Source organism: Empedobacter sp. UBA3475 (genome assembly GCF_002378465.1).
Lineage (GTDB): Bacteria > Bacteroidota > Bacteroidia > Flavobacteriales > Weeksellaceae > Empedobacter > Empedobacter falsenii_B.
In genome coordinates this window covers 69,291-91,032 of record NZ_DFRA01000051.1, presented here as the reverse complement: position 1 = coordinate 91,032, position 21,742 = coordinate 69,291, and the positions used below count along the sequence as shown (strand labels likewise).

General features: G+C 32.1%; 20 protein-coding genes, 1 other RNA gene and 1 pseudogene. 12 read left to right on the top strand and 10 right to left on the bottom strand.

The window, feature by feature from the left end:
* Nucleotides 1-90: 90 nt before the first annotated feature.
* Nucleotides 91-1,284 carry an ADP-forming succinate--CoA ligase subunit beta gene (gene sucC, locus B3I31_RS11730; RefSeq protein ID WP_221853950.1) on the bottom strand — a complete coding sequence of 398 codons (1,194 nt, stop codon included), beginning with the start codon at nt 1,282-1,284 and terminating at the stop codon, nt 91-93.
* 402 nt (nt 1,285-1,686) lie between these two features.
* Between sucC and B3I31_RS11725 the strand changes: the two genes are divergently transcribed.
* From B3I31_RS11725 to B3I31_RS11710, 4 genes are all read left to right on the top strand, one after another.
* Nucleotides 1,687-2,361, top strand: a complete 675-nt coding sequence (locus B3I31_RS11725) for an ABC transporter ATP-binding protein (protein WP_038335263.1) — start codon at nt 1,687-1,689, stop codon at nt 2,359-2,361.
* Nucleotides 2,362-3,126: a TIGR02757 family protein gene (locus tag B3I31_RS11720; RefSeq protein ID WP_221853949.1), complete on the top strand. Its 765-nt coding sequence runs from the start codon at nt 2,362-2,364 to the stop codon at nt 3,124-3,126. It begins immediately after the preceding gene.
* 61 nt (nt 3,127-3,187) lie between these two features.
* Complete coding sequence (locus tag B3I31_RS11715) at nt 3,188-3,838, top strand: alpha/beta hydrolase (RefSeq protein WP_221853948.1); 651 nt, start codon at nt 3,188-3,190, stop codon at nt 3,836-3,838.
* A gap of 239 nt (nt 3,839-4,077) precedes the next feature.
* A complete protein-coding gene (locus tag B3I31_RS11710) occupies nt 4,078-5,055 on the top strand; it encodes an IS110 family transposase (RefSeq protein WP_291088060.1) in 978 nt (325 codons plus the stop codon).
* A gap of 112 nt (nt 5,056-5,167) precedes the next feature.
* On the opposite strand, the gene B3I31_RS11705 is transcribed toward B3I31_RS11710, so the two are convergent.
* Nucleotides 5,168-5,683: a hypothetical protein gene (locus B3I31_RS11705; RefSeq protein ID WP_221853947.1), complete on the bottom strand. Its 516-nt coding sequence runs from the start codon at nt 5,681-5,683 to the stop codon at nt 5,168-5,170.
* Nucleotides 5,684-5,788: 105 nt separating this feature from the next.
* On the opposite strand from B3I31_RS11705, the pseudogene B3I31_RS11700 reads away from it, so the two are divergent.
* The 3 genes and pseudogenes from B3I31_RS11700 to B3I31_RS11690 all read left to right on the top strand — a co-directional run.
* Nucleotides 5,789-5,956, top strand: a pseudogene (locus tag B3I31_RS11700) (glycosyltransferase); the annotation flags it as partial.
* 16 nt (nt 5,957-5,972) lie between these two features.
* Nucleotides 5,973-6,722, top strand: coding sequence for a CpsD/CapB family tyrosine-protein kinase (locus B3I31_RS11695; RefSeq protein WP_312081786.1), 750 nt, complete (start codon nt 5,973-5,975; stop codon nt 6,720-6,722).
* Between the two features lie 5 nt (nt 6,723-6,727).
* Nucleotides 6,728-7,303 carry a sugar transferase gene (locus B3I31_RS11690; protein WP_221853946.1) on the top strand — a complete coding sequence of 192 codons (576 nt, stop codon included), beginning with the start codon at nt 6,728-6,730 and terminating at the stop codon, nt 7,301-7,303.
* Between the two features lie 53 nt (nt 7,304-7,356).
* Here the strand turns inward: B3I31_RS11690 and B3I31_RS11685 are convergent, their stop codons facing one another.
* The 4 genes from B3I31_RS11685 to glmM form a co-directional block, all read right to left on the bottom strand.
* The gene (locus B3I31_RS11685) at nt 7,357-8,985 is read right to left on the bottom strand and encodes an acyl-CoA carboxylase subunit beta (protein WP_291060046.1); all 1,629 of its coding nucleotides are present in this window, start codon (nt 8,983-8,985) and stop codon (nt 7,357-7,359) included.
* A gap of 63 nt (nt 8,986-9,048) precedes the next feature.
* On the bottom strand, nt 9,049-9,642 hold the full coding sequence (locus tag B3I31_RS11680) for an ACP phosphodiesterase (RefSeq protein WP_038335367.1): 594 nt from the start codon (nt 9,640-9,642) through the stop codon (nt 9,049-9,051).
* A gap of 104 nt (nt 9,643-9,746) precedes the next feature.
* Nucleotides 9,747-11,126, bottom strand: a complete 1,380-nt coding sequence (locus B3I31_RS11675) for a tetratricopeptide repeat protein (RefSeq protein ID WP_291060047.1) — start codon at nt 11,124-11,126, stop codon at nt 9,747-9,749.
* 92 nt (nt 11,127-11,218) lie between these two features.
* Nucleotides 11,219-12,601 (bottom strand): phosphoglucosamine mutase, encoded by a 1,383-nt coding sequence (glmM, locus tag B3I31_RS11670; protein WP_221853943.1) that lies wholly within the window; start codon nt 12,599-12,601, stop codon nt 11,219-11,221.
* A gap of 119 nt (nt 12,602-12,720) precedes the next feature.
* On the opposite strand from glmM, the gene B3I31_RS11665 reads away from it, so the two are divergent.
* Nucleotides 12,721-13,035 carry a GlsB/YeaQ/YmgE family stress response membrane protein gene (locus B3I31_RS11665; RefSeq protein WP_180905890.1) on the top strand — a complete coding sequence of 105 codons (315 nt, stop codon included), beginning with the start codon at nt 12,721-12,723 and terminating at the stop codon, nt 13,033-13,035.
* Nucleotides 13,036-13,101: 66 nt separating this feature from the next.
* On the opposite strand, the gene B3I31_RS11660 is transcribed toward B3I31_RS11665, so the two are convergent.
* The 4 genes from B3I31_RS11660 to ffs all read right to left on the bottom strand — a co-directional run bounded on the left by B3I31_RS11660 (nt 13,102) and on the right by ffs (nt 17,536).
* A complete protein-coding gene (locus B3I31_RS11660; protein ID WP_291060049.1) occupies nt 13,102-13,668 on the bottom strand; it encodes an acetate uptake transporter in 567 nt (188 codons plus the stop codon).
* A 213-nt stretch (nt 13,669-13,881) separates the two neighbouring features.
* A complete protein-coding gene (yidC, locus tag B3I31_RS11655) occupies nt 13,882-15,726 on the bottom strand; it encodes a membrane protein insertase YidC (protein ID WP_291060051.1) in 1,845 nt (614 codons plus the stop codon).
* Entirely contained in the window at nt 15,704-17,356 is a 1,653-nt protein-coding gene (locus B3I31_RS11650; RefSeq protein WP_221853939.1) for a CTP synthase, read from the bottom strand. Before B3I31_RS11650 ends, yidC begins: the two co-directional genes overlap by 23 nt.
* A gap of 81 nt (nt 17,357-17,437) precedes the next feature.
* An RNA gene (ffs, locus tag B3I31_RS11645) (signal recognition particle sRNA small type) lies at nt 17,438-17,536 on the bottom strand.
* A 198-nt stretch (nt 17,537-17,734) separates the two neighbouring features.
* Here ffs and B3I31_RS11640 point away from each other — a divergent pair.
* Genes B3I31_RS11640 through B3I31_RS11625 form a run of 4 tightly spaced genes read left to right on the top strand, consistent with a single transcriptional unit; the run spans nt 17,735 to nt 21,717 of the window.
* Complete coding sequence (locus tag B3I31_RS11640; protein ID WP_038335421.1) at nt 17,735-18,304, top strand: DUF4199 family protein; 570 nt, start codon at nt 17,735-17,737, stop codon at nt 18,302-18,304.
* Nucleotides 18,305-18,307: 3 nt separating this feature from the next.
* The gene (locus B3I31_RS11635) at nt 18,308-19,270 is read left to right on the top strand and encodes a glycosyltransferase family 2 protein (RefSeq protein ID WP_280049177.1); all 963 of its coding nucleotides are present in this window, start codon (nt 18,308-18,310) and stop codon (nt 19,268-19,270) included.
* A 17-nt stretch (nt 19,271-19,287) separates the two neighbouring features.
* Nucleotides 19,288-19,992 (top strand): GIN domain-containing protein, encoded by a 705-nt coding sequence (locus B3I31_RS11630; RefSeq protein WP_291072400.1) that lies wholly within the window; start codon nt 19,288-19,290, stop codon nt 19,990-19,992.
* A 9-nt stretch (nt 19,993-20,001) separates the two neighbouring features.
* Entirely contained in the window at nt 20,002-21,717 is a 1,716-nt protein-coding gene (locus B3I31_RS11625) for a phospho-sugar mutase (RefSeq protein ID WP_291072399.1), read from the top strand.
* Nucleotides 21,718-21,742: the final 25 nt, after the last annotated feature.

The following is a 21,742-nucleotide window of genomic DNA, read 5'->3' as shown; positions in this document are numbered from 1 at the left end:
TCATAGAAATCAGAATGACAATAAATCATACAAAAAAACCTCTCAAAGAATTCTTTGAGAGGTTTGATATATTGTAAATAAGTTAAAATCCTAACCTACTAATTCTTCTACTTTGTCAGCAGCGTCTTTTAATGTGATAGCAGAGTGAACAGCGAAACCTGATTCATCAATCATTTTCTTAGCGATTTCTGCATTTGTTCCTTGTAAACGAACAATAATTGGCACATTAATTTCGTCACCCATATTGTTGTAAGCATCTAAAATACCTTGAGCAACACGATCACAACGTACAATACCACCAAAAATATTGATTAAGATAGCTTTTACGTTTTTATCTTTTAAGATAATACGGAAACCTTTTTCTACACGCTCAGCATCAGCAGTACCACCAACGTCTAAGAAGTTTGCAGGATTACCACCAGATAATTTGATGATATCCATAGTTGCCATTGCTAAACCAGCTCCGTTAACCATACATCCTACGTTTCCGTCTAATTTTACGAAGTTTAATCCAGCTTCACCAGCTTCAACTTCTGTTGGATCTTCTTCTCTTGTATCACGTAAAGCAGCGATATCTGGATGACGGAATAATGAGTTATCATCGATAGATACTTTAGCATCTACAGCGATAATTTGATCGTCAGATGTTTTAAGAACTGGGTTAATTTCGAACATAGAAGCGTCAATCGCAACGTATGCATTATATAAAGCAGTGATAAATTTAACACCATCTTTGAAAGCATTTCCTGATAAACCTAAGTTAAAAGCAACTTTACGCGCTTGGAAACCTTGGATTCCTACAGCAGGATCAATTTCTTCTGTAAAGATTTTGTCTGGTGTGTGCTCAGCAACTTCCTCGATATCCATTCCACCTTCAGTAGAATACATAATCATGTTTTTACCAGTTGCACGATCTAACAATACAGAAACATAGTATTCTTCAGTTTCAGATTCACCTGGATAATAAACATCCTCAGCAATTAAAACTTGATGAACTTTTTTACCTTCAGCCGAAGTTTGAGGTGTTACTAACTGCATTCCGATGATTTCGTTTGCTTTCTCTTTAACTTCGTCCAAGTTTTTAGCAAGCTTTACTCCACCACCTTTTCCACGACCACCTGCGTGTACTTGTGCTTTTACGACATGCCAACCTGTACCAGTTTGTTCAGTTAATTGTTTAGCAGCTTCTACAGCTTCTTCTGGTGTAGTAGCAACGATACCACGTTGTACTTTCACACCATATTTACTAAGAATTTCTTTTCCTTGATATTCGTGAAGATTCATTTTTTTTGATTTTTCAATTACAAAAATAAAAATATTGTTGATGTATTCTAAATTTTGCCATATTAATTTTATCAGCTTATGCTAAAAAAGTGATTAATATTATTTATTTAGAGGTTACAAGATACGAATATTAATGATTTAAAAAGTCAAAACAATTGTTATATAATTTTTAAATCGTACCAAGTACACTAAAATTGTTTGTTTTGGGTTTAAAGCATTTTCGACGGAGGATTGATTTTATAATTTTATCAATAAAAAACCGTCAATTCTAGTGAAATTCTATTCTCGATACAATTTTTTATCATTTCATTTCTAAAAATCACTCGAACTGACGAATTTTAATTCAAAAAAAACTTATCACTTATGATTTAAGACTTAGTACTTAATTTATATCTTTACCTCATGATAAAAGCAGAAAATATTGTTAAGAAATTTGGTGAATTAGAAGTGCTAAAAAATGTTTCTTTATCGATTGTAGAAAAAGAAATCGTTTCTATCGTTGGTGCTTCTGGAGCAGGAAAAACAACTTTGCTTCAAATTTTAGGAACATTAGAAAAAAGTTCTGAGCCAAAGAAATATAATACTTCTATTCAGATTGCGGGACAAGATATCACGAAGTTAAACGATCGCGATTTATCTAAATTTCGTAACGAAAACATTGGATTCATTTTTCAGTTTCATCAATTGTTGCCAGAATTTAATGCAATAGAAAATATTTGTATTCCAGCTTTTATCAAGAAAACAAAAAAAGCAGAAGCCGAAAAGCGTGCAAAAGAGTTAATGTCTTATTTGGGACTTTCGCAACGTTTGACACATAAACCTAATCAACTTTCTGGAGGAGAACAACAACGTGTAGCAGTAGCTCGTGCGTTGATTAATCAGCCTAAAGTAGTTTTTGCTGATGAACCTTCTGGTAATTTAGATTCTAAAAATGCTGAAGAATTACATGAATTATTTTTCAATCTTCGAAACGAATTTGGACAAACTTTTGTCATTGTGACACATAACGAAGAATTAGCAAATATGACTGATCGAAAATTGGTGATGGCTGATGGAATTTTTCAAATAGAAATGTAAATGATTCAAGAAGAATTAAAGGATTTTTTAGACGAAAAAGTTCTTCAATATAATACATTAGACTTTATCGATTCTGATCCAGTACAGATTCCGCATAGATTTTCTGCGAAAGAAGATATCGAAATTGCTGGGTTTTTAGCGGCAACAATTGCATGGGGAAATCGTAAAATGATTATCAATAATGCGAATAAAATGATGCAGTTGATGGGAAATTCGCCTTACGATTTTGTGATGAATTTCTCTGAGAATCATTTAAAGAATTTGGGTGGTTTTGTTCACAGAACATTCAATAGTGAAGATTTGAAATTTTTCATGCAATCGCTTCGTAACATTTATCAAAATCATGGCGGATTGGAACAAGTTTTTGCAAAACATCAAACTTCAGATTCGATGCAAGCATCAATCTCGAATTTCAAACAAACTTTTTTTGAAATAGAACATCCAACTCGAACAACTAAACATATTTCAGATCCATTGAATAATTCGGCTGCAAAGCGTATCAATATGTACTTGCGTTGGATGATTCGTGATGACAAACAAGGCGTAGATTTAGGAATTTGGAAATCCATTCCAACTTCTATTCTTTCCTGTCCTTTGGATGTACATTCGGGAAATGTTGCACGAAAATTAAATATTCTGACTCGAAAACAAAATGATGCAAAAGCATTGAAAGAACTTGATACAAAATTGCGAGAAATGGATGCAAATGATCCTGTGAAATATGATTTCGCTTTATTTGGTTTGGGTGTTTTCGAAGGGTTTTAACTGAACTGAAAATAATTTTATTTAGAAAAATTAGAATTAAATTCGCTAAAAATAAGTTTGTATGAAAGAATTGAATGGAATAAAATATATCGAACGTTTACCTGTTGTTTCGACTGAAAAAACGCCTCTTTTTGTGCTGATACATGGTTATGGAAGCAACGAAGAAGATTTGTTTTCATTTGCACAAGATTTACCGCAGAATGCGCATATTATAAGTGTACGAGCGTTGCATGATATTGTGTATGGCGGATATGCGTGGTATGATATTAATTTTGTGAACAATGAAAAATGGATGGATGAAACGCAAGCAATAGAATCGCGTAATAAATTGGTCGAATTTATTGATGCAATTGTTCAACAAGAGAATTTAGATGACGCAAATGTAACATTGATGGGCTTTAGCCAAGGTGCAATTTTGAGTTATGCGATTTCGCTAAATAATCCAGAAAAGATTAAAAACGTGGCTATTTTAAGTGGTTATCCAGAAGCTAAAATTATTGGAGATTTTGATCAATCGAAAGATTTTTCGAACTTAAATTTCTTTGTTTCGCACGGAACAGAAGATGTTGTATTGCCAATTGAATTAGGACGAATGGGTGACGAGTTTTTAAAATCGATGAATATTAATTTTGAATACCACGAATATAGAAGTGGACACGGAATTGTTCCTCAAAATTATTATGATTTGATGGATTGGATCAAAAGATTTTAATCCTAAAAATAATGAAATTCTGAAACAAATTCCTTTAGATTTGAAAATCTTAAATTGTAGTATAAAAAGAAGAGAAAAGAGTTTGAGTACACTATAACGAGTTCAGAGCTATATAATCTCATATTCTGATTAAGACTCAACTCTTTCTTATCAAATTCTCAAATAGAAATTCGGGCTTATAACCCATTAGTAAGGAATCGAGTTATTGATAAGTTTCTCTTCTCATTAAATTCAAATTTATGGAAAAAATTATTATCGGAATTGATGTGAGTAAATTAACTTTAGACATCTGCATTCAAGAAAATGGAGTGAATCGTTTTGATAACATTCCTAATACAGAAAAAGCAATCAAAGTTTTTTTCAAACAGTTTGATATAAAACAAGAAATTTTGATTGGAATGGAAAATACAGGTCGATTTAATGCTATACTTTATAGTGTTTTAGTCCATTTTTCTTTTACTGTTTATGTAATCAATCCTTTGCATTTGAAAAGAAGTATGGGATTAGTTAGAGGTAAAAATGATAAAATTGATAGTGAACGCATCGCTCAATTTTTATTGAAAAACTATATGGATCTTCAGCTGTGGAAACCTAATTCAAAGGTCATTGAAAAAATTAAACTATTGAATGCTGAAAGAAAACATCGCGTTAAAATAAGAGCAGGATTATTAGCTCAAACACAGGACGATCAATTCTTAAAACCAACTATGGATAAAGCTGTATTGCGTTTAAACACTAAACTCATCGATATATTAACCAAACAAATTAATGAAATAGAAGATAGAATCTATCAGCTAATTTGTGAAGATGAACAACTTTACGATCATTATAAAAGAATACAATCAATCCCTGGAGTAGGAAAAGTTTTAGCATTTAATATGTTGATAAAAACAGATGGTTTTACAACTATAAATACGCCAAGACAAATGGCTTGTTATGCAGGAGTAGCTCCATTTGATTTTCAGTCTGGAACATCTATAAAACGAAGACCAAAAGTATCAACTATGGCAGATAAAGAGTTGAAAAAACTATTGCACTTAGCAGCTATGAGTGCTATTCGGTTAGAAAATGACTTGGCGATTTACTATCATCGAAAAGTTGAACAAGGTAAAAATAAAATGGCTGTTTTAAACGCTGTGAGAAACAAAATTATTCATCGGATTTATGCTCTAATTAAAAATCAAACTATTTATAAAAATAACTTGGTTTTGTCATAGAAATCAGAATGACTTTCTTTGTTTATAGCCAATGACTAATAATAATGAAAATTGTCATATTGAGTGATTTTCGTTTCGATAGAATAAGAAAATTGTATCGAAATATCTCAATTTAAATAAATTTAACTTCTATGGCGTCGCCGTGATATTCCTTGAACGAGGCGTCATAGAATTCGATATTCGTGTAACGATATAACAATTCGGTAATTTCTTTTTTCAGAATTCCTTTTCCATAACCGTGAATTAAAATCAATCGAATTTGACTTTCGAACATAGCGCGCTCCACCTCATTTCGTGCAACATCTAATTGTGTTTGTATAATTTGCGCATTATCCAAATCACGCCAATTATCAACTAAATTTTCGATATGCAAATCAATTTCTCGCGTTAAATAAGGATGTCGATGAGATTTGCGAAAAGTCTTAAACTTTGGTTTCGAAAATTCTTTGATTTTCTCATCTCGATATTCTTCATAGTCAATTTCAATATCTTTGATGATTTCATCTTGGCGATACTCATATTCAAAACCAAACTCATCATTAAAGTAAACAAAATCACCTTTCAATTTGGAAATTGTTCCCGAAATATTATCATCTATCACTTTAACTTTTGTACCAATTTTGAACATTCGACTACTTTTTCTGCAAAATTAAGAATTATTTTATGAGTTTTTAAGTTGTTGTATTATTCAATTCAAACTCAATGTTGTATTTTTGTTTATTAAACTAACCAAATGTCAAATCAACATAGAAAAATAAAAGTACTTTTTAGGCTTCGTTCATTAGAAATGGGTGGAGTTCCAATAGTAGTTTTAGATTTGTTGCGAAACTTACCAAAAGATAAATTCGACTTTACTTTGATGCTTAACTTGTATCAAGGCGAATTGATTAAAGAAATTCCTATAACCTTTAGTTGTAATCAACAATCCAAAATCAGGAATTTCTGAATCGTTTAGATCAATTCGTTCTAATCTGAAATATTTATACAAGAATCCAGGACTTGAAGATGATAACAAAACGATTTTAATGACATCATTTATTGGAGGTGAAGGTAAAATTTTCAATGCGATGAATATTGCGAGTTCACTTGGTTCTATGGATAAGAAAACGGTTCTGATTGGATTAGATTTACGTCAACCAAAAATCTTTGATGATTTTAACATTAATAATAAAACAGGTGTAACAGACTATGTTGCGGATGATTTAGAGTTAAATCAAATTACACAACGTACAATTTTACCAAATTTAGATATTATTTCAGCAGGTCCAATTCCTCCAAATCCTTCAGAATTGATTTTGAGTAATCGAATGGATCAATTATTTGCTGAATTGAAAGAGAAATATGAATTCGTAATTATAGATTCACCGCCAATAGGATTAGTAACAGATTCGTACGATTTGATGCTTAACGCAGATTGCACATTGTATGTAACACGTTACAACTATTCGGAGAAAAACTTTATCCATGCAATTTCGAATAAATATGATGAAGGTGAGGTTTCGAATGTCGGAATTATATTCAACGATTTCCAAATTAAAACTGGCTACGGTTACGGATATGGTTACGGCTACGGCTACGGATATTTTGCTGGAGATGAGAATTTTGATAATTCATCATTCGGAAAAATAAAATGTTTAGCTTCTCGAAATAAAAGTAAATTCTTTTAATTGAAATGATCTTAAAGAACATATTTGATTATATACTTGCATTAATCCTACTAATATTTTTAGTTGGGTTAATTGTTTTGTTAATTATCATAAGTTCTATAGATACCAATCAATTTGGCGTTTTTACACAAAAAAGAGTTGGGAAAGACGGAAGATTTTTCAATATTTATAAAATCAGAACGATTAAAGGGGTTTCTAAATCGACAATAACAACCGATCAACATCAAATTACCAAAATTGGAAAGATTCTTCGAGATTATAAATTAGATGAATTACCTCAATTATTCAATATTCTAATAGGGGAAATGAGTTTTGTTGGACCTCGTCCTGATGTCGCTGGTTATGCAGATAAATTGGTTGGAGAGGATAGATTGGTGTTGAAAGTTAAACCTGGAATTACTGGTCCTGCTCAATTGAAATATTGTAAAGAAGAAGAAATTTTATCCAATGTAAATGATCCAATCAAATATAATGATGAAATTCTTTGGCCAGATAAAGTTAAGATCAATGTAGAATATGTAAAGAATTGGAGTTTTCGACAAGATTTGATTTACATGTTTCAAACAATATTCAAAAAATAAAAAGAGAATCCTAAATTGGATTCTCTTCTATTTTTAAAAATATTTTCGTTTTTCTAAACTTGGATAACACCTAAATTAAATTGTTTTTCAATCGGAGCATGATTCGCAGCTTCAATTCCCATCGAAATCCATTTACGCGTATCCAAAGGATCAATAATTCCATCTGTCCACAAACGTGCCGCAGCATAATAAGGACTTGTTTCATCATTGTATTTTGCTGTAATTTCGTTCAAAAGTTCTTGCTTTTTCACTTCATCAACTTCTACACCTTGCGCTTTCAAAGTCGCTTCTTTTATTTGTAGCAAAACTTTCGCCGCTTGCTCACCTCCCATAACTGCCAATTGAGCCGAAGGCCAAGCCGCAATTAATCTAGGATCATAAGCTTTTCCACACATAGCATAGTTTCCTGCACCATAAGAATTACCAACTATAATCGTGAATTTTGGAACAACAGAATTCGAAACTGCATTTACCATTTTCGCACCATCTTTGATAATACCACCATGTTCAGATTTAGATCCAACCATAAAACCAGTCACATCTTGTAAGAAAACTAACGGAATTTTCTTTTGGTTACAATTCGCAATAAAACGAGTCGCTTTATCCGCAGAATCTGAATAAATCACACCACCGAACTGCATTCCGTCTTTTTTAGACTTCACGATTTTACGTTGATTAGCTACAATTCCAACCGCCCAACCATCAATTCGAGCATAAGTACAAATAATTGATTTTCCATAATCAGGCTTATATTCGTCCAATTCTGAGTTATCAACAATTCTGTTAATAATCTCATACATATCGTACTGCTCAGAACGAGATTCAGGTAAAATACCATAGATTTCTTGCTCATCTAAAGCAGGCTTTGCTGCTTCAATTCGATTAAATCCAGCTTTTTCATAATCACCAATTTTACCAACAATAGATTTTATTCTATCCAACGCATCTTTATCATCTTTTGCTTTATAATCAGTCACGCCAGAGATTTCGCAATGTGTTGTTGCTCCACCTAAAGTTTCGTTGTCAATATCTTCTCCAATTGCTGCTTTTACCAAATAACTTCCTGCCAAGAAAATAGAACCTGTTTTGTCTACAATCATTGCTTCGTCGCTCATAATTGGTAAATATGCTCCACCAGCAACACAACTTCCCATCACAGCAGAAATTTGAGTAATTCCCATTGATGACATGATTGCATTATTGCGGAAAATTCGACCAAACATTTCTTTATCAGGAAAAATCTCATCTTGCATTGGTAAATAAACACCTGCGCTGTCCACCAAATAAATAATTGGCAATTTATTTTCCATCGCAATTTCTTGAGCACGCAAATTCTTTTTACCTGTAATTGGGAACCAAGCACCAGCTTTTACTGTCGCATCATTTGCAACAACAATACACTGTTTACCAGAAATGTAACCAATTTTCACAACAACACCTCCCGAAGGACATCCGCCGTGTTCTTTGTACATTTCATCTCCTGTTAAAGCACCAATCTCTATGTTCGGTTTTTTTTCGTCCAAAAGATAATCAATACGTTCCCTTGCAGACATTTTTCCTTTGCTATGCAACGCATCAATTCTTTTTTGACCTCCGCCAAGGTAAACTTGTTTCAGTTTTTGGCGTAGTTTAGAAAGTAATAATTTGTTATGATCCTCTCTTTTATTAAAAGTTAAATCCATTGTGGTTTTCTGTTTGTTTACAGCCCTAAACTAATGAATTTTATCGAATTCTTAAAATGAAATTTAGACTTGAGAATCAATGAATACAAAGTTCTTGCAATGCGTTTGGATTTGAGGAAAAAATGATAGAAAATCAGTTTCGAGATTAGAATAATTTTTTTCAAATTCGGGAATGATTTGATGTAAATTATTCTCAAATTTTGCTCGACTTCCGATTCCTTTTAATGTTTTTTGAACGCCTTCTATGGTCGAATAATTTTCGAACCAATCATATTTCAACAAATAAAAAATGATTTCTTGTAGTTTTTTTGGAAGCGAATTGTATTCATCCTTAAATAATTGATAACAATCTGATTTGAATTTTTCGAAAGGAGTTTCAGAATAATTATTCCAATATTTAATCAAAAAATAATCATAAATCACATCAATAATAATTGGTGCAAATTTGTGTTGTGTTTCGTGAAAATAACTTGAACTTTGTTTGACAGTTTCGTGAGAATCTGTAAATGTATCAATTGAACGATGCAATAAAATGCCTTTCTGAATATCTTCTGGAAAATCTAAATATTGTTTTCCCTTTACAGTTTCACCAAGCAAATTTCCAATTTGAAGCGATTGATTTCCGAAAGATAAATATTGATGTGCGACAAAGTTCATAAGGCTTGTTTAGTATCATAAAGTTAAGTTTTTTTGAATAAACCTGTGTTATTTTACTGTGAAGAAAAAAGCCATCTAAAAAAGATGGCTTAAGAATTATATTTTTATTCGTTATTTCCAGAAATTTGATTGATTTTTTCTTCTAAAATCGGATAATATTCGATCATAGAATCTTTTAAATTTCGATCCAAACTTAATGCATTTTGCAACGCTTCATTTCCTAATTGATCTTGCTCTGTAATATAATAGACATTACTCAATTGATAGAAAAATTCGGCACGATTAAAATTCTTTAAAGCGCCTGTTAATAAGACTGCAATCGCTTCCTCGTATTCGCCAACAGCAATTAAAGTTTCGACGTAAGCAAACCAAGTATGGAAAACTAAAGGCTTTAATTGAACCAATTTCGAAAGGTTTTTTATAGCTTCTTCAAACTTCATTTGTTTCAGAAAATAGTAAGTTGAATCTGTATAATATTCGTAACTATCGCCATTCAATTCTATTGCACGCTGAATGTAATATTCGGCTTCCTCTATATTTCCTAATTTGTTGTAAAGCGAAGATGTTTTTGCCCAAACTTTATCCAATTGCGGATCTTCTTTTATCGCAATATGATAAGCTTTCAATGCTTTTTGTGGTTTCTCTAACTTTTCGTACAATTCACCAATTTTCATATGCGTAACAGCGGGCGAATCATCAAATTCTAATGTTTCTTCTAGCGTTTCTATTGCTTTATTATATTCTCCTAATTCTTCCAATGAAAGCGCTTTGTTAGCATGACCAACAATAGAGTTAGGATTAATCGCGAGCACGTAATCCAATGCATTTATAGCTTCGTCATACATTTTTTTGTGATTGTACAACAGACCAAGTTGCAACCAAGAAACTTCCGAATATGGATTATCGTCAATAAAATCTTTTAAAAATTCGATGCATTCATCAGGATTATGAATTTCTTCGTAGCATTGAATAATAGAGTAGAAAGTATAATCGTTTTCTGGATTGAATTTCAATGCTTTTTTGAAAGCAATTAACGCAGAATGAACTTCATCTAAATTCAAATATTCATTTCCGATACAATTGCAAATAAAATCAGTTTCTTCTTCGTCTATTTGCAAAGCTTCTTCATAAAAATTTATCGCTTTTCGAGGCATATTTTTCAATCCCCAAAAACGTGCTTGTACAAGAAGGTAATCTAATTCGTTTGCAGCTAAATCTTTTAAATCTTTGATGAGTTTTGCAGCTTTTTTTAAATCCTCAGTTGTAAGAAAATATTCGATTCTCTTGATTTTGATATCTATATTCTCGGGATGCATTTTTTCTGCAAAATCCAACGAACGTTTTGCATATTCGCTATCATTTACTTCAAGATAGAACTCAATAATTTCGACCAAATCCTCCGAATCGTAATACTTATATTCACGATTATCAAGCATTTGCTCAAAACCTTCAATTAGCTCGTTATTAAAAAAATCTTCGTCCATAGTGATAGACTAATTTACAAAATAAAATGTGCAAAAATCATAACGAATTGTTAGAGTTTTGCACATTTGTTAAACAATTAAAATAGATTGTTTTAGATGATATTTTTTATGCTTTCGATCATTTTATCCGCTAATTTATTTGCATTTTCTTCTGAGGTACTTTCAGTATAAATACGAATAATTGGCTCTGTGTTTGATTTTCTTAAATGAACCCATTCTGTAGGGAAATCAATTTTAACTCCATCAACCGTATTGATTTCTTCGTTTTTGTAAACTTCTTGAATTTTCACTAACAATTCGTCAACATTGATTTCTGGTGTTAATTCTATTTTCTTTTTCGCCATAAAATAAGCAGGATAAGAAGCTCTAATTTCAGAAACTGATTTATTTTGTTCAGCCAAATATGTCAAGAATAAAGCAATTCCTACTAAAGAATCGCGTCCGTAGTGCAATTCTGGATAAATAATACCACCGTTTCCTTCTCCACCAATTTTAGCGTCAACTTTTTTCATTTCAACTACAACATTCACTTCTCCAACTGCTGATGGCGAATATTTTTGACCATATTTTTCAGAAATATCGCGTAAAGCACGAGAAGATGATAAGTTAGAAACTGTTGCTGAAGGCGTTTTTGATAATACATAATCTGCGACTGCAACTAATGAGTATTCTTCTCCAAACATTTCACCTTTTTCGTCGATAATTGCTAAACGGTCAACATCTGGATCTACCACAATTCCGAAATCAGCTTCTTCGTCGATTACTTTTTTACAGATATCACCTAAATGTTCTTTTAAAGGCTCTGGATTATGAGGAAAATGTCCGTTTGGCTCGCAATACATATCGTAATGAATTACACCTAAACGTTGTAATAACTTAGGAATTGCAATTCCTCCAGTTGAATTTACTGCGTCAATCGCAACTTTGAAATTTTTCTCTTGAATCGCTTTTGTATTCACTAATGGCAAAGCCAAAATTTTCTCGATATGTAAATCAATTGCATCATCAAAAGTTTCATAAGAACCTAAATCATCAACTTCTGCAAATGTATAATCATCTTTATCTGCGAAAGCTAAAATTTGTGCGCCGTCTGCAGCAGAAACAAATTCTCCTTTTGCATTCAATAATTTCAACGCATTCCATTCTTTTGGATTGTGAGAAGCAGTTAAAATAATTCCTCCATCTGCATGCAAATGTGTCACCATAACTTCTACAGTTGGCGTTGTAGATAAACCTAAATCGACAACATTAATTCCTAATCCTTGTAAAGTTGAACAAACTAATTGAGAAACCATTTGTCCAGAAATACGAGCATCACGCCCTACAATTACTTTATATTCTGATTGATTTGATTGATTCTTAAGCCAAGTTCCGTAAGCAGCTGCGAATTTTACAGCGTCTATAGGAGTTAAATTATCTCCCGGTTTTCCTCCGATTGTTCCACGAAAACCTGAAATAGATTTGATTAGAGACATAAATTTTATTTTATAGTGTTACAAATTTACAAATTACAAAAACTTTTCTTATCTTTTTGGAACGATTTTAGTTAAGATTTACTTAACAATTTTTAAAACCATAAAAAATACTATTAATTATGATGACAACTTCATTTATTATGTTAGGTATTACCGGAGTTTGGAGCTTTTTGGTATACTTAGTGTTCGGTTTAATTTGTGCTGGAATTGCTAAAGCAATAATGCCAGGTAAAGATCCGGGAGGATTTTGGGTAACTGCACTTATAGGTATTGTTGGTGCATATTTAGGAGCTTATATGCGTACAATTTTAGGAATTTCTCATGATGGAGAAGTGAGTTTTTTCAGTCCGTTGGATTGGATTTTTTCAATTTTAGGATCATTAATTTTATTATTTATCTGGAAAAAATTATTAGCACCAATGTTTAATAAATAATTCATTACAATTATAAAAAAAATCCTTTATCAGTCTCTGATAAAGGATTTTTTTTATTCATATTATTTATAAAGGAAGAATTGCTTTTTCGTATTTCTGATTAATCATAATTGCAGAAGCTTCGTAAAAAGCAATAAATCCGCAGATGATTCCTGTCCAACCAGCAAAATGTAAAATACTTTGACTTCCTGTAAAGTTACCTGCTGCTAATAACAAGAATAATAAGGTTAACGAACCAAATAATAATTTTCCGACCAAATTACCTTTTAGTGTTTGGAAAAAGTTGATTAATGTAAATAATCCCCACATTCCTAAATAACATCCCATCGCATTTCCGTCTGGTTTTTCTACGCCAAACATTGGTGCTAACCATGTAAATACAAGTGTTAACCAAAAAGCGCCATAAGACATGAATGCAATACTACCAAAGTTGTTTCCTTTTTTCCATTCCATAACGCCAGCCACAAATTGTGCTCCGCCTCCAAAGAAAACACCCATTCCCATAATCATACTATTAACAGGGAAAAAACCTGCATTGTGTATGTTTAATAAAATAGTTGTCATTGCAAAACCAAATAATCCTAAAGGTCCAGGATTTGCTGTTTGGTCTTTAATTGAGTAAATATTGTTCATGTTATTTATTATTTTAAGACAATAATAATCTGAAAATAATAAATAAAAAAGAATTTATTCATAAAAAGTGTATAACTTACACTGTAAAAATATTTTTAAGTGAATATATTATTGATAATAAGTAAATTGAATACTTAATTCTTTATTGTCTCGAATAAATAAAAAATCCGTTAATTATCATTAACGGATTTTTGAATTTGAAATATAGTTAGATTATTTCTTTTTGTTTTTTTGTTGTTGCTCTTGCATTTCTTGAGCTTGTTTCATCATTTCTTGCATTTTCGAAGCAAACTTACCTGTCTTTTTAGGTTTTGTTTTATTTGTTTCGATGATTTGATGAATCTTCGCTTCGTGAATCATATATTTCTTAATATATAACACGATGAAAATATTAATCGCATTGGATACTAAATAATACCAAGATAGACCAGAAGCATAATTGTTAAGGAATACAAAGAAGAAAACTGGCATTACATACATCATGTATTTCATGAATTGCATATTTGGCATTCCTTCTTGTTGTGGCATTTGGAAATTATCCATAGATCCAGAAACTTTAAAATAAATCATCATTGCAACAATGTATAATAAAGCGAATACACTTAAGTGACCATTAAGGAATGGAACCCATTCTGGTAATTTGATTAAATCATCGAATGCTGTTAAATCGTCTACGAACCAGAAAGGAACACCTCTCAAGTCGATTAAGTTCGGGAAGAAACGGAACAACGCATAGAAAATAGGAATTTGTAATAATGCTGGTAAACATCCCGCTAACGGATTGATTCCTGCATTACGATAAATTGCCATTGTTTCTTGTTGCTTCTTCATCGCATCTTTCGGATCCTTGTATTTTTCGTTAATTTCATTCAACTCTGGACGAACAACTTTCATCAATGCAGATTGACGGTATTGTTTGTACATAATTGGAGATAAAATCAATTTTACAACGATTGTCATCAAGAAGATTACCCATCCGTAAGTGATTCCTACAGAAGCTAACCATTTGAAAACGTTCAAGAAGAAATATTTATTCAACCAACCAAATAATCCCCAACCAAAGTCAATTAAGTTTTGAAATCCTTTGTCGTTGTAATCTTTCAACATTTTATAATCCAATGGAATAAAATCCCACGTGAATTTTGAATTGATTTCACTATTTTTTAACTCTAATTTAGAGTTTAAGTGATAGTGTTTACTATAAGTTAAATCCTCTTTATCAGAGTTTTTAGAACCACCTTTTGTTGTTTTAAACCCTTCATCATTTGATAAAACTGTTGCAAAGAATTGTTGTTTGTTGGCTACCCAAGAAATAGCTTCCTCTTCTTCCCATTCGTCAGAACCAAATAATTCGTATTCGATGTCTTTGTTTCCTTTGAACTGAAAATAAGTATGTGACCAATATTTTTCTTGATCTTTTCCTTTCTCAGTACTGAAACCGTCCATTGTCCACGCTAAATCTACATTTTTATCAGAAGTGATGTTAGATAAACCTTGCGTTTTAACTTCGAAATCGACACCATAAGAATCTCCTAATGTATAGATGTATTGAATTTGACTATTTTGAGCATTTGCTGTAAACGTCACAATTGTATTGTTCGCATTTTTCTGTACTTGAGGCACAAATACCAAATCCGAAACATTAAGAACAGCTCCTTGTTTTGTTTTGAATGATAAGTTGAACTTACTTGATCCATCTTTTACTAAATGTAAAGGATCTTTGTGTCCATCTTTTTTGTCATTGTAAGCTGTATATCCAACGATTTGTACGTCAGAAATTTGAGCTCCTTTTGGCGAAAAAGTAACTTTTAATTTATCATTACTAACTTCAACATCTTTTGCTAATGTAGGATCTACAGTTTGAAAAGCTTGTGTTGTAGCTGTTTTATTTAATTGTTCCTGTTTTTTCGCTTGCTCTTGCTTTTGAACTAATTCTTTTTTCTGTGCTTCGACCTCCGCTTCCGAAGGTTTGTTTAGAAAATAGAATACGCCAAAAAGAATTGCAATTAAAATAAAACCAATCGTTTGGTTAAAATCAAATTTTTTCTCTTGTTGCATTTAATAAATCATTTTGTTTATTCAATAAAGAAGCTTCGATAAAACTTATAAATAAAGGATGTGGCGAAGCAACTGTACTTTTATATTCCGGGTGGAATTGTACACCTATATAATATGGGTGTTGATTATGTTCTAAAATTTCTACTAATTCTGTTTCAGGATTTTTACCAACTGGAATAAAATTGTTTTCAACAAATTCATCGTAAAAATCATTGTTGAATTCATATCTATGGCGATGACGTTCTAAGATTTCGGTTGTGTTGTAAATTTTCTCAATTTTTGAATTAGGAGTTAATTCACATTTCCAATTTCCTAAACGCATTGTTCCTCCTTTGTCCGAAACATCTTTTTGATCTTCCATCAAACTGATAACAGGATAAGGCGTTGTTAAATCCATTTCTGCTGAATCTGCTTTCTCGTAACCTAAAACATTACGCGCAAATTCGATTGCCATAATTTGCATTCCCAAACAAATTCCTAATGTTGGAATATTATTTCTTCGTGCGTAATTTGCAGCAATTATTTTACCTAAAATACCACGATCTCCAAAACCTGGCGCGATCAAAATTCCCGAAACTCCTTTCAATTGCTCTCCAACATTGTCTTCTGTAATATCGCCAGAATATACCCAACGAACTTTTACATTCGTTTCGCAAGTTGCAGCAGCATGTGTAAATGCTTCTGTAATTGATTTATAAGAATCGTGTAACGAAACGTATTTACCAACTAAAGCAATTTCGATTTCGTTTTTAGGATTTTTATGATTTGATAAGAATTTGTTCCAAACTGTAAAATCTGGTTCTTGATCAGTTGGCAAATCTAAGCCTTTTAAAACAACTTCGTCAAAATTTTGTTCATGTAATAAGAATGGAACCTCATAAATTGTGTCTGCATCCATACTTTCGATTACATTTTCTTTGCGAACATTACAGAATAAAGCCAATTTAGCTTTTACATCCTTTGGTAAATGACGCTCCGTACGTGTAACTAAAACATTGGCATGAATACCATTCTCCATTAATGTACGAACAGAATGTTGAGTAGGTTTTGTTTTTAATTCACCTGCAGCAGCTAAATAAGGGACTAATGTTAAGTGAATAACAGAAGAATTATGTTCTCCTAATTCCCAAGTTAACTGACGGATAGATTCGATGTAAGGTAAAGACTCAATATCTCCAACCGTACCTCCAATTTCAGTAATAATTATATCATAATCACCTGTATTACCTAATAATTTGATACGACGTTTGATTTCGTTTGTTATATGAGGAACAACTTGAACTGTTTTTCCTAAATAATCTCCACGACGTTCTTTTTCTATAACTGTTTGATAAATACGACCTGTAGTAACTGAGTTAGCACGAGATGTTGCGCGGTTCAAGAAACGCTCGTAATGTCCTAAATCTAAATCGGTCTCTGCACCGTCTTCCGTAACGTAACATTCACCATGCTCGTAAGGATTAAGTGTTCCTGGGTCTACATTTATATAGGGATCCAATTTCTGAATTGTTACTCTATATCCTCTTGCTTCTAGTAGCATTCCTAATGATGATGCTACGATTCCTTTTCCTAACGACGATGTTACTCCTCCGGTAACGAAAATGTACTTTGGTGCTTTGTTTGTTTCCATTGAATCTTTAAATCAATGGTTGCAAATTTACGAATAAATAATGGGGTAAAAAAAAGAGGGAGTGAAATTTAGAGAAATAAAAATAGGCAAGCGATCTACATCACACCGCTACGACCGTATACCTTTGCTACGTTCCCGTCCTGGAGGATTCAACAGGAGCTGGTTGTGTAGGACTTGCCTGATGCAAAGGTAAGAAAGTTTTGTAAAAATAAAAGGGTTTAGGTGAAAGTTTTTTATATTGACACTTGTTCTTGAAGTTTTTTGTTTCATTATGAATAGATTAAATCTAAAAATATTTTTAGAAATTAGATAAAATCACACCTTTAAATCATATAAAATAATGTATTATAGAATAAAGGATATAATTATCTTTGCAGAATGATTAGTTTTAATAGAATTTTCAAAAACTCTTTGGTGCTTACAGCAATTACATTAGCATTGTTTTTCGCACTTTACTTTTATTTTTCGTTGAACGGAACAGTTTCTGTAAAAGATTATTACACTTACAGCTTTATGATTTGCTGTTTTATTGTATTACCTTTATATGCATTATATTGTTTCTTGACAATTTTCAATTTATCGAAAAATAAAGCAAAAAATCATCAAACTTCAGAAGAATTAATGACTTTCAAAGAAGGTTTCAAAGTTGGTTTCTACACAATTTTCTTCGCAGGAATCATGAGTTTGATTGTTATTTTTGTATTCTTCAATACTTATGGAGAATGGGCACAAGATAGTTTGAAACAAGGATTGTTAGACACTTTTACGTCTAATATGTCTGATCCAAAAGTCGCAAAAGATATCGAAACATTCAGAAATTCGGATGATTATAAAACACTTAATTTATTTACTGTGAAAAACTTCTTCGGATTATTCTCAATTTTCTTATCTTTCTACATCGCAATTGCAGCGATGTTTTCACAATTCTTAAAAAAACGTGTTTTTTAACATATGGATATTTCAGTTGTTGTTCCTTTACTGAACGAACAAGATTCCTTAGAGGAATTATTCTACAGAATCAAAAAAGTCTGTGAACAGAATGATTTTACATTCGAAGTTATTTTCGTTGATGACGGGAGTACAGATGATTCGTGGCAAATTATAGAGTATATTGCCAACTTCAATACAGAAGTGAAAGGAATTAAATTCCGTAAAAATTATGGTAAGTCTCCAGCACTTAGCGCGGCTTTTAAAGAAGTGAAAGGTGATGTTGTGATTACTATGGATGCAGATTTACAAGATTTTCCTGAGGAAATACCGTCGTTATACAAAATGCTGAAAAACCAAAAAGCAGATATTGTTTCGGGTTGGAAAGAAAATCGTCAAGATAATAAATTGACAAAAAATCTTCCTTCGAAATTATTCAATGGTGTTGCCCGTAAAACGTCTGGTGTAAAATTGCATGATTTTAACTGTGGTTTGAAAGCTTATCGTTGGGAAGTAACGCAAAATATCGAATTGTATGGAGATATGCACCGTTATATTCCTGTTTTAGCGAAAAACGCAGGATATTCGAGAATTATTGAGAAAAAAGTAAAACATCAAGCGCGTAAATATGGTGTTTCAAAATTTGGAGCAAATCGTTTTGTAAATGGTTTCTTGGATTTGATTACACTTTTCTTTGCATCAAGATTTGGGAATAAACCAATGCATATTTTCGGTTTATTGGGAACATTGATGTTTATTTTAGGATTTTTCGCTTCATTTTATTTAGGAATTGAGAAATTATACAAAGTTTATATTTCGCATACACCAGCTAGATTAATTACAGATAGTCCTTATTTTTATATCTCGTTAGTTTTTATGATTTTGGGAACGCAATTATTTTTGGCGGGATTTTTGGGCGAGTTAATTGTTCGTAATAATCGCGAAAAACAATTGTATTTAGTTCAAAAAGAATTGAATTTAAACTAATCAAATAACCAACTACTATGAAAAAAATAATTTTATTAGGATTTTTAGGTTTAGTTGCAACTTCGTGTTCATCATCAATTGATGGAGAAGGCACTGCAACGGCTCAAAAAGAATATACGGCTGACAATATCAAAGATTTGAGCGTTTCGTGTAATTGTAATGTTATTTTGGTTCCGGGAAACAAATCTGGAGTTAAAGTAGAATCGCATCAAAATATTATTGATAATTTAGAAGTTGAAGCAAAAAATAATGCGGTTACAATCAAAGAGAAATCAAATGTAGACCATTATAGCGCCTATGATTTGTACGTTTATGTGACACGAGATTTGGAAAAAATCGATGTGAATAAACAAACTTCTTTGACAACTTCTGGAACATTAAATGTAGATGAATTGACAATGAATGCGAAGGATCAAGCGCGAATTAATCAAACTTATTTGATTACAAACAACTTTGATTTGAAAGCAGATGATCAATCAAATATAATGTTAGAAGGAACTGCTGGAACTATGAAAGTGAAAGCTTATGGCGAAGCACAGTTGAATTTGTTCAAATACGAAGTTAACGAAGCTGATTTTACAACAGATGATAACGCTTTGTTAGATATCAATGCGCGCCAAACGCTTTATGGTTCTGCAAAAGGAAACTCAATCGTTAATTTTATGGGCGATCCAAATAAGGATACAAAAATTGCCGACCGTGCCCAAGTACTAAAAAAATAAAAAATAAGAATGACTTCAAGTTTAGACAATGCTAAATTATGGCTTTCTGACGCTTATGATGCGGAAACAAGAAAGGCTGTTCAAGATTTAATTGATAATAATCCAACCGAATTAGACGATTCTTTTTATAAAAACCTTGAGTTTGGAACAGGAGGGATGCGAGGTATAATGGGAGTAGGAACAAATCGTTTAAACAAATATACACTTGGTGCAGCGACGCAAGGTTTAGCAAATTATATCAATCAACAATTTCCGAATAAAGAGAGAAAAGTTGCGATTGCATACGATGTTCGTCACAATTCGGATACGTTTGCAAAAATGGTTGCAGATGTATTGACCGCGAATGGAATCAATGTTTATTTGTTCGAATCTTTTCGTCCAACACCAGAATTGTCTTTTACAGTTCGTCATTTAGGTTGTGATGCTGGAATTGTGTTGACAGCTTCTCATAATCCTCCAATTTACAATGGTTACAAAGTTTATTGGAATGATGGTGCGCAAATTGTTCCGCCTCAAGATGGAGAAATTATCAACGAAGTAAATAATGTAAAGGTTGAAGAAATCAAATTTCAAGGAAACGACGCATTGTTAACGTATATCGGAAAAGAAATTGATGAAGCTTTTATTGATGCTTGCGTAGCGAACGGAAGTTTTACGCAAGAAGGTAAAAAAGATATCAAAATAGTTTTCACTTCTATTCACGGAACTTCGGTTGCAATTACGCCAAAAGCTTTTGAAAAAGCTGGTTTTACTCAAGTTCATCAAGTTGCTGAACAAGCTATTCCAAGTGGAGATTTCCCAACAGTAAAATCGCCAAATCCGGAAGAACCAGAAGCGTTAACTATGGCTGTTGCTTTAGCGAATGAAATTGGTGCTGATGTTGTGATTGGAACAGATCCTGATGCGGATCGTGTAGGTGTTGCAACGCGTAACAATGAAGGCGAAATTGTTTTATTAAATGGTAACCAAATGAATACTGTTTTGACTTATTATTTATTAGAAAAATGGCAAGAAGCAGGTAAATTAGTAGGAAAAGAATTTATCGGTTCGACAATTGTAACGTCTGATATTTTCTATGATATAGCAGCTAAATTTAATGTTGATTGTAAAGTTGGATTAACAGGTTTCAAATGGATTGCTGATATGATTCGCAAATTCGAAGGCAAAGAAAGTTTTGTTGGAGGAGGAGAAGAATCATTCGGATTTATGGTTGGAGATTTTATCCGTGACAAAGATTCAGTTACAACAGCTTTATTGGTTTCTGAAATTGCAGCTGTACAAAAAGCGAAAGGAAGTTCTCTGTACAATAAATTAATGGAAATTTATCTTGAAATCGGAAAAGCGTATCAAGAAGATTTAATTAGTATTGTAAAACCTGGAAAAGAAGGTGCAGAGTTAATTGCTAAAATGATGGTGGAATTTAGATCAAATCCTCCAAAAGAATTAGCAGGTTCTAAAGTTGTTCGTGTAAAAGATTTTCAATCTTCTATCGACAAAGATTTAATTTCTGGTGAAGAAAAAGCGATTGAAATACCAAAGTCAAATGTATTGATTTTCTATACTGAGGATGGAAGTAAAGTTGCTTGTCGACCTTCTGGAACAGAACCAAAGATTAAATATTATTTCTCTGTAAATGCTTCACTTTCTAACAAAGAAGATTATCCAGCTGTTCAACAAGCGTTGTTAGCGAAAATCGATTTATTGAAAGAAGATTTTAGCAAATAATCATTCAAGAATAAATATGATAATA

What these genes read in the sequence shown, in the direction of transcription:
- sucC (WP_221853950.1), bottom strand. Translation starts at nt 1,284, where the DNA reads ATGAATCTTCACGAATATCAAGGAAAAGAAATTCTTAGTAAATATGGT.
- B3I31_RS11725 (WP_038335263.1), top strand. Translation starts at nt 1,687, where the DNA reads ATGATAAAAGCAGAAAATATTGTTAAGAAATTTGGTGAATTAGAAGTG.
- B3I31_RS11720 (WP_221853949.1), top strand. Translation starts at nt 2,362, where the DNA reads ATGATTCAAGAAGAATTAAAGGATTTTTTAGACGAAAAAGTTCTTCAA.
- B3I31_RS11715 (WP_221853948.1), top strand. Translation starts at nt 3,188, where the DNA reads ATGAAAGAATTGAATGGAATAAAATATATCGAACGTTTACCTGTTGTT.
- B3I31_RS11710 (WP_291088060.1), top strand. Translation starts at nt 4,078, where the DNA reads ATGGAAAAAATTATTATCGGAATTGATGTGAGTAAATTAACTTTAGAC.
- B3I31_RS11705 (WP_221853947.1), bottom strand. Translation starts at nt 5,683, where the DNA reads ATGTTCAAAATTGGTACAAAAGTTAAAGTGATAGATGATAATATTTCG.
- B3I31_RS11690 (WP_221853946.1), top strand. Translation starts at nt 6,728, where the DNA reads ATGATCTTAAAGAACATATTTGATTATATACTTGCATTAATCCTACTA.
- B3I31_RS11685 (WP_291060046.1), bottom strand. Translation starts at nt 8,985, where the DNA reads ATGGATTTAACTTTTAATAAAAGAGAGGATCATAACAAATTATTACTT.
- B3I31_RS11680 (WP_038335367.1), bottom strand. Translation starts at nt 9,642, where the DNA reads ATGAACTTTGTCGCACATCAATATTTATCTTTCGGAAATCAATCGCTT.
- B3I31_RS11675 (WP_291060047.1), bottom strand. Translation starts at nt 11,126, where the DNA reads ATGGACGAAGATTTTTTTAATAACGAGCTAATTGAAGGTTTTGAGCAA.
- glmM (WP_221853943.1), bottom strand. Translation starts at nt 12,601, where the DNA reads ATGTCTCTAATCAAATCTATTTCAGGTTTTCGTGGAACAATCGGAGGA.
- B3I31_RS11665 (WP_180905890.1), top strand. Translation starts at nt 12,721, where the DNA reads ATGATGACAACTTCATTTATTATGTTAGGTATTACCGGAGTTTGGAGC.
- B3I31_RS11660 (WP_291060049.1), bottom strand. Translation starts at nt 13,668, where the DNA reads ATGAACAATATTTACTCAATTAAAGACCAAACAGCAAATCCTGGACCT.
- yidC (WP_291060051.1), bottom strand. Translation starts at nt 15,726, where the DNA reads ATGCAACAAGAGAAAAAATTTGATTTTAACCAAACGATTGGTTTTATT.
- B3I31_RS11650 (WP_221853939.1), bottom strand. Translation starts at nt 17,356, where the DNA reads ATGGAAACAAACAAAGCACCAAAGTACATTTTCGTTACCGGAGGAGTA.
- B3I31_RS11640 (WP_038335421.1), top strand. Translation starts at nt 17,735, where the DNA reads ATGATTAGTTTTAATAGAATTTTCAAAAACTCTTTGGTGCTTACAGCA.
- B3I31_RS11635 (WP_280049177.1), top strand. Translation starts at nt 18,308, where the DNA reads ATGGATATTTCAGTTGTTGTTCCTTTACTGAACGAACAAGATTCCTTA.
- B3I31_RS11630 (WP_291072400.1), top strand. Translation starts at nt 19,288, where the DNA reads ATGAAAAAAATAATTTTATTAGGATTTTTAGGTTTAGTTGCAACTTCG.
- B3I31_RS11625 (WP_291072399.1), top strand. Translation starts at nt 20,002, where the DNA reads ATGACTTCAAGTTTAGACAATGCTAAATTATGGCTTTCTGACGCTTAT.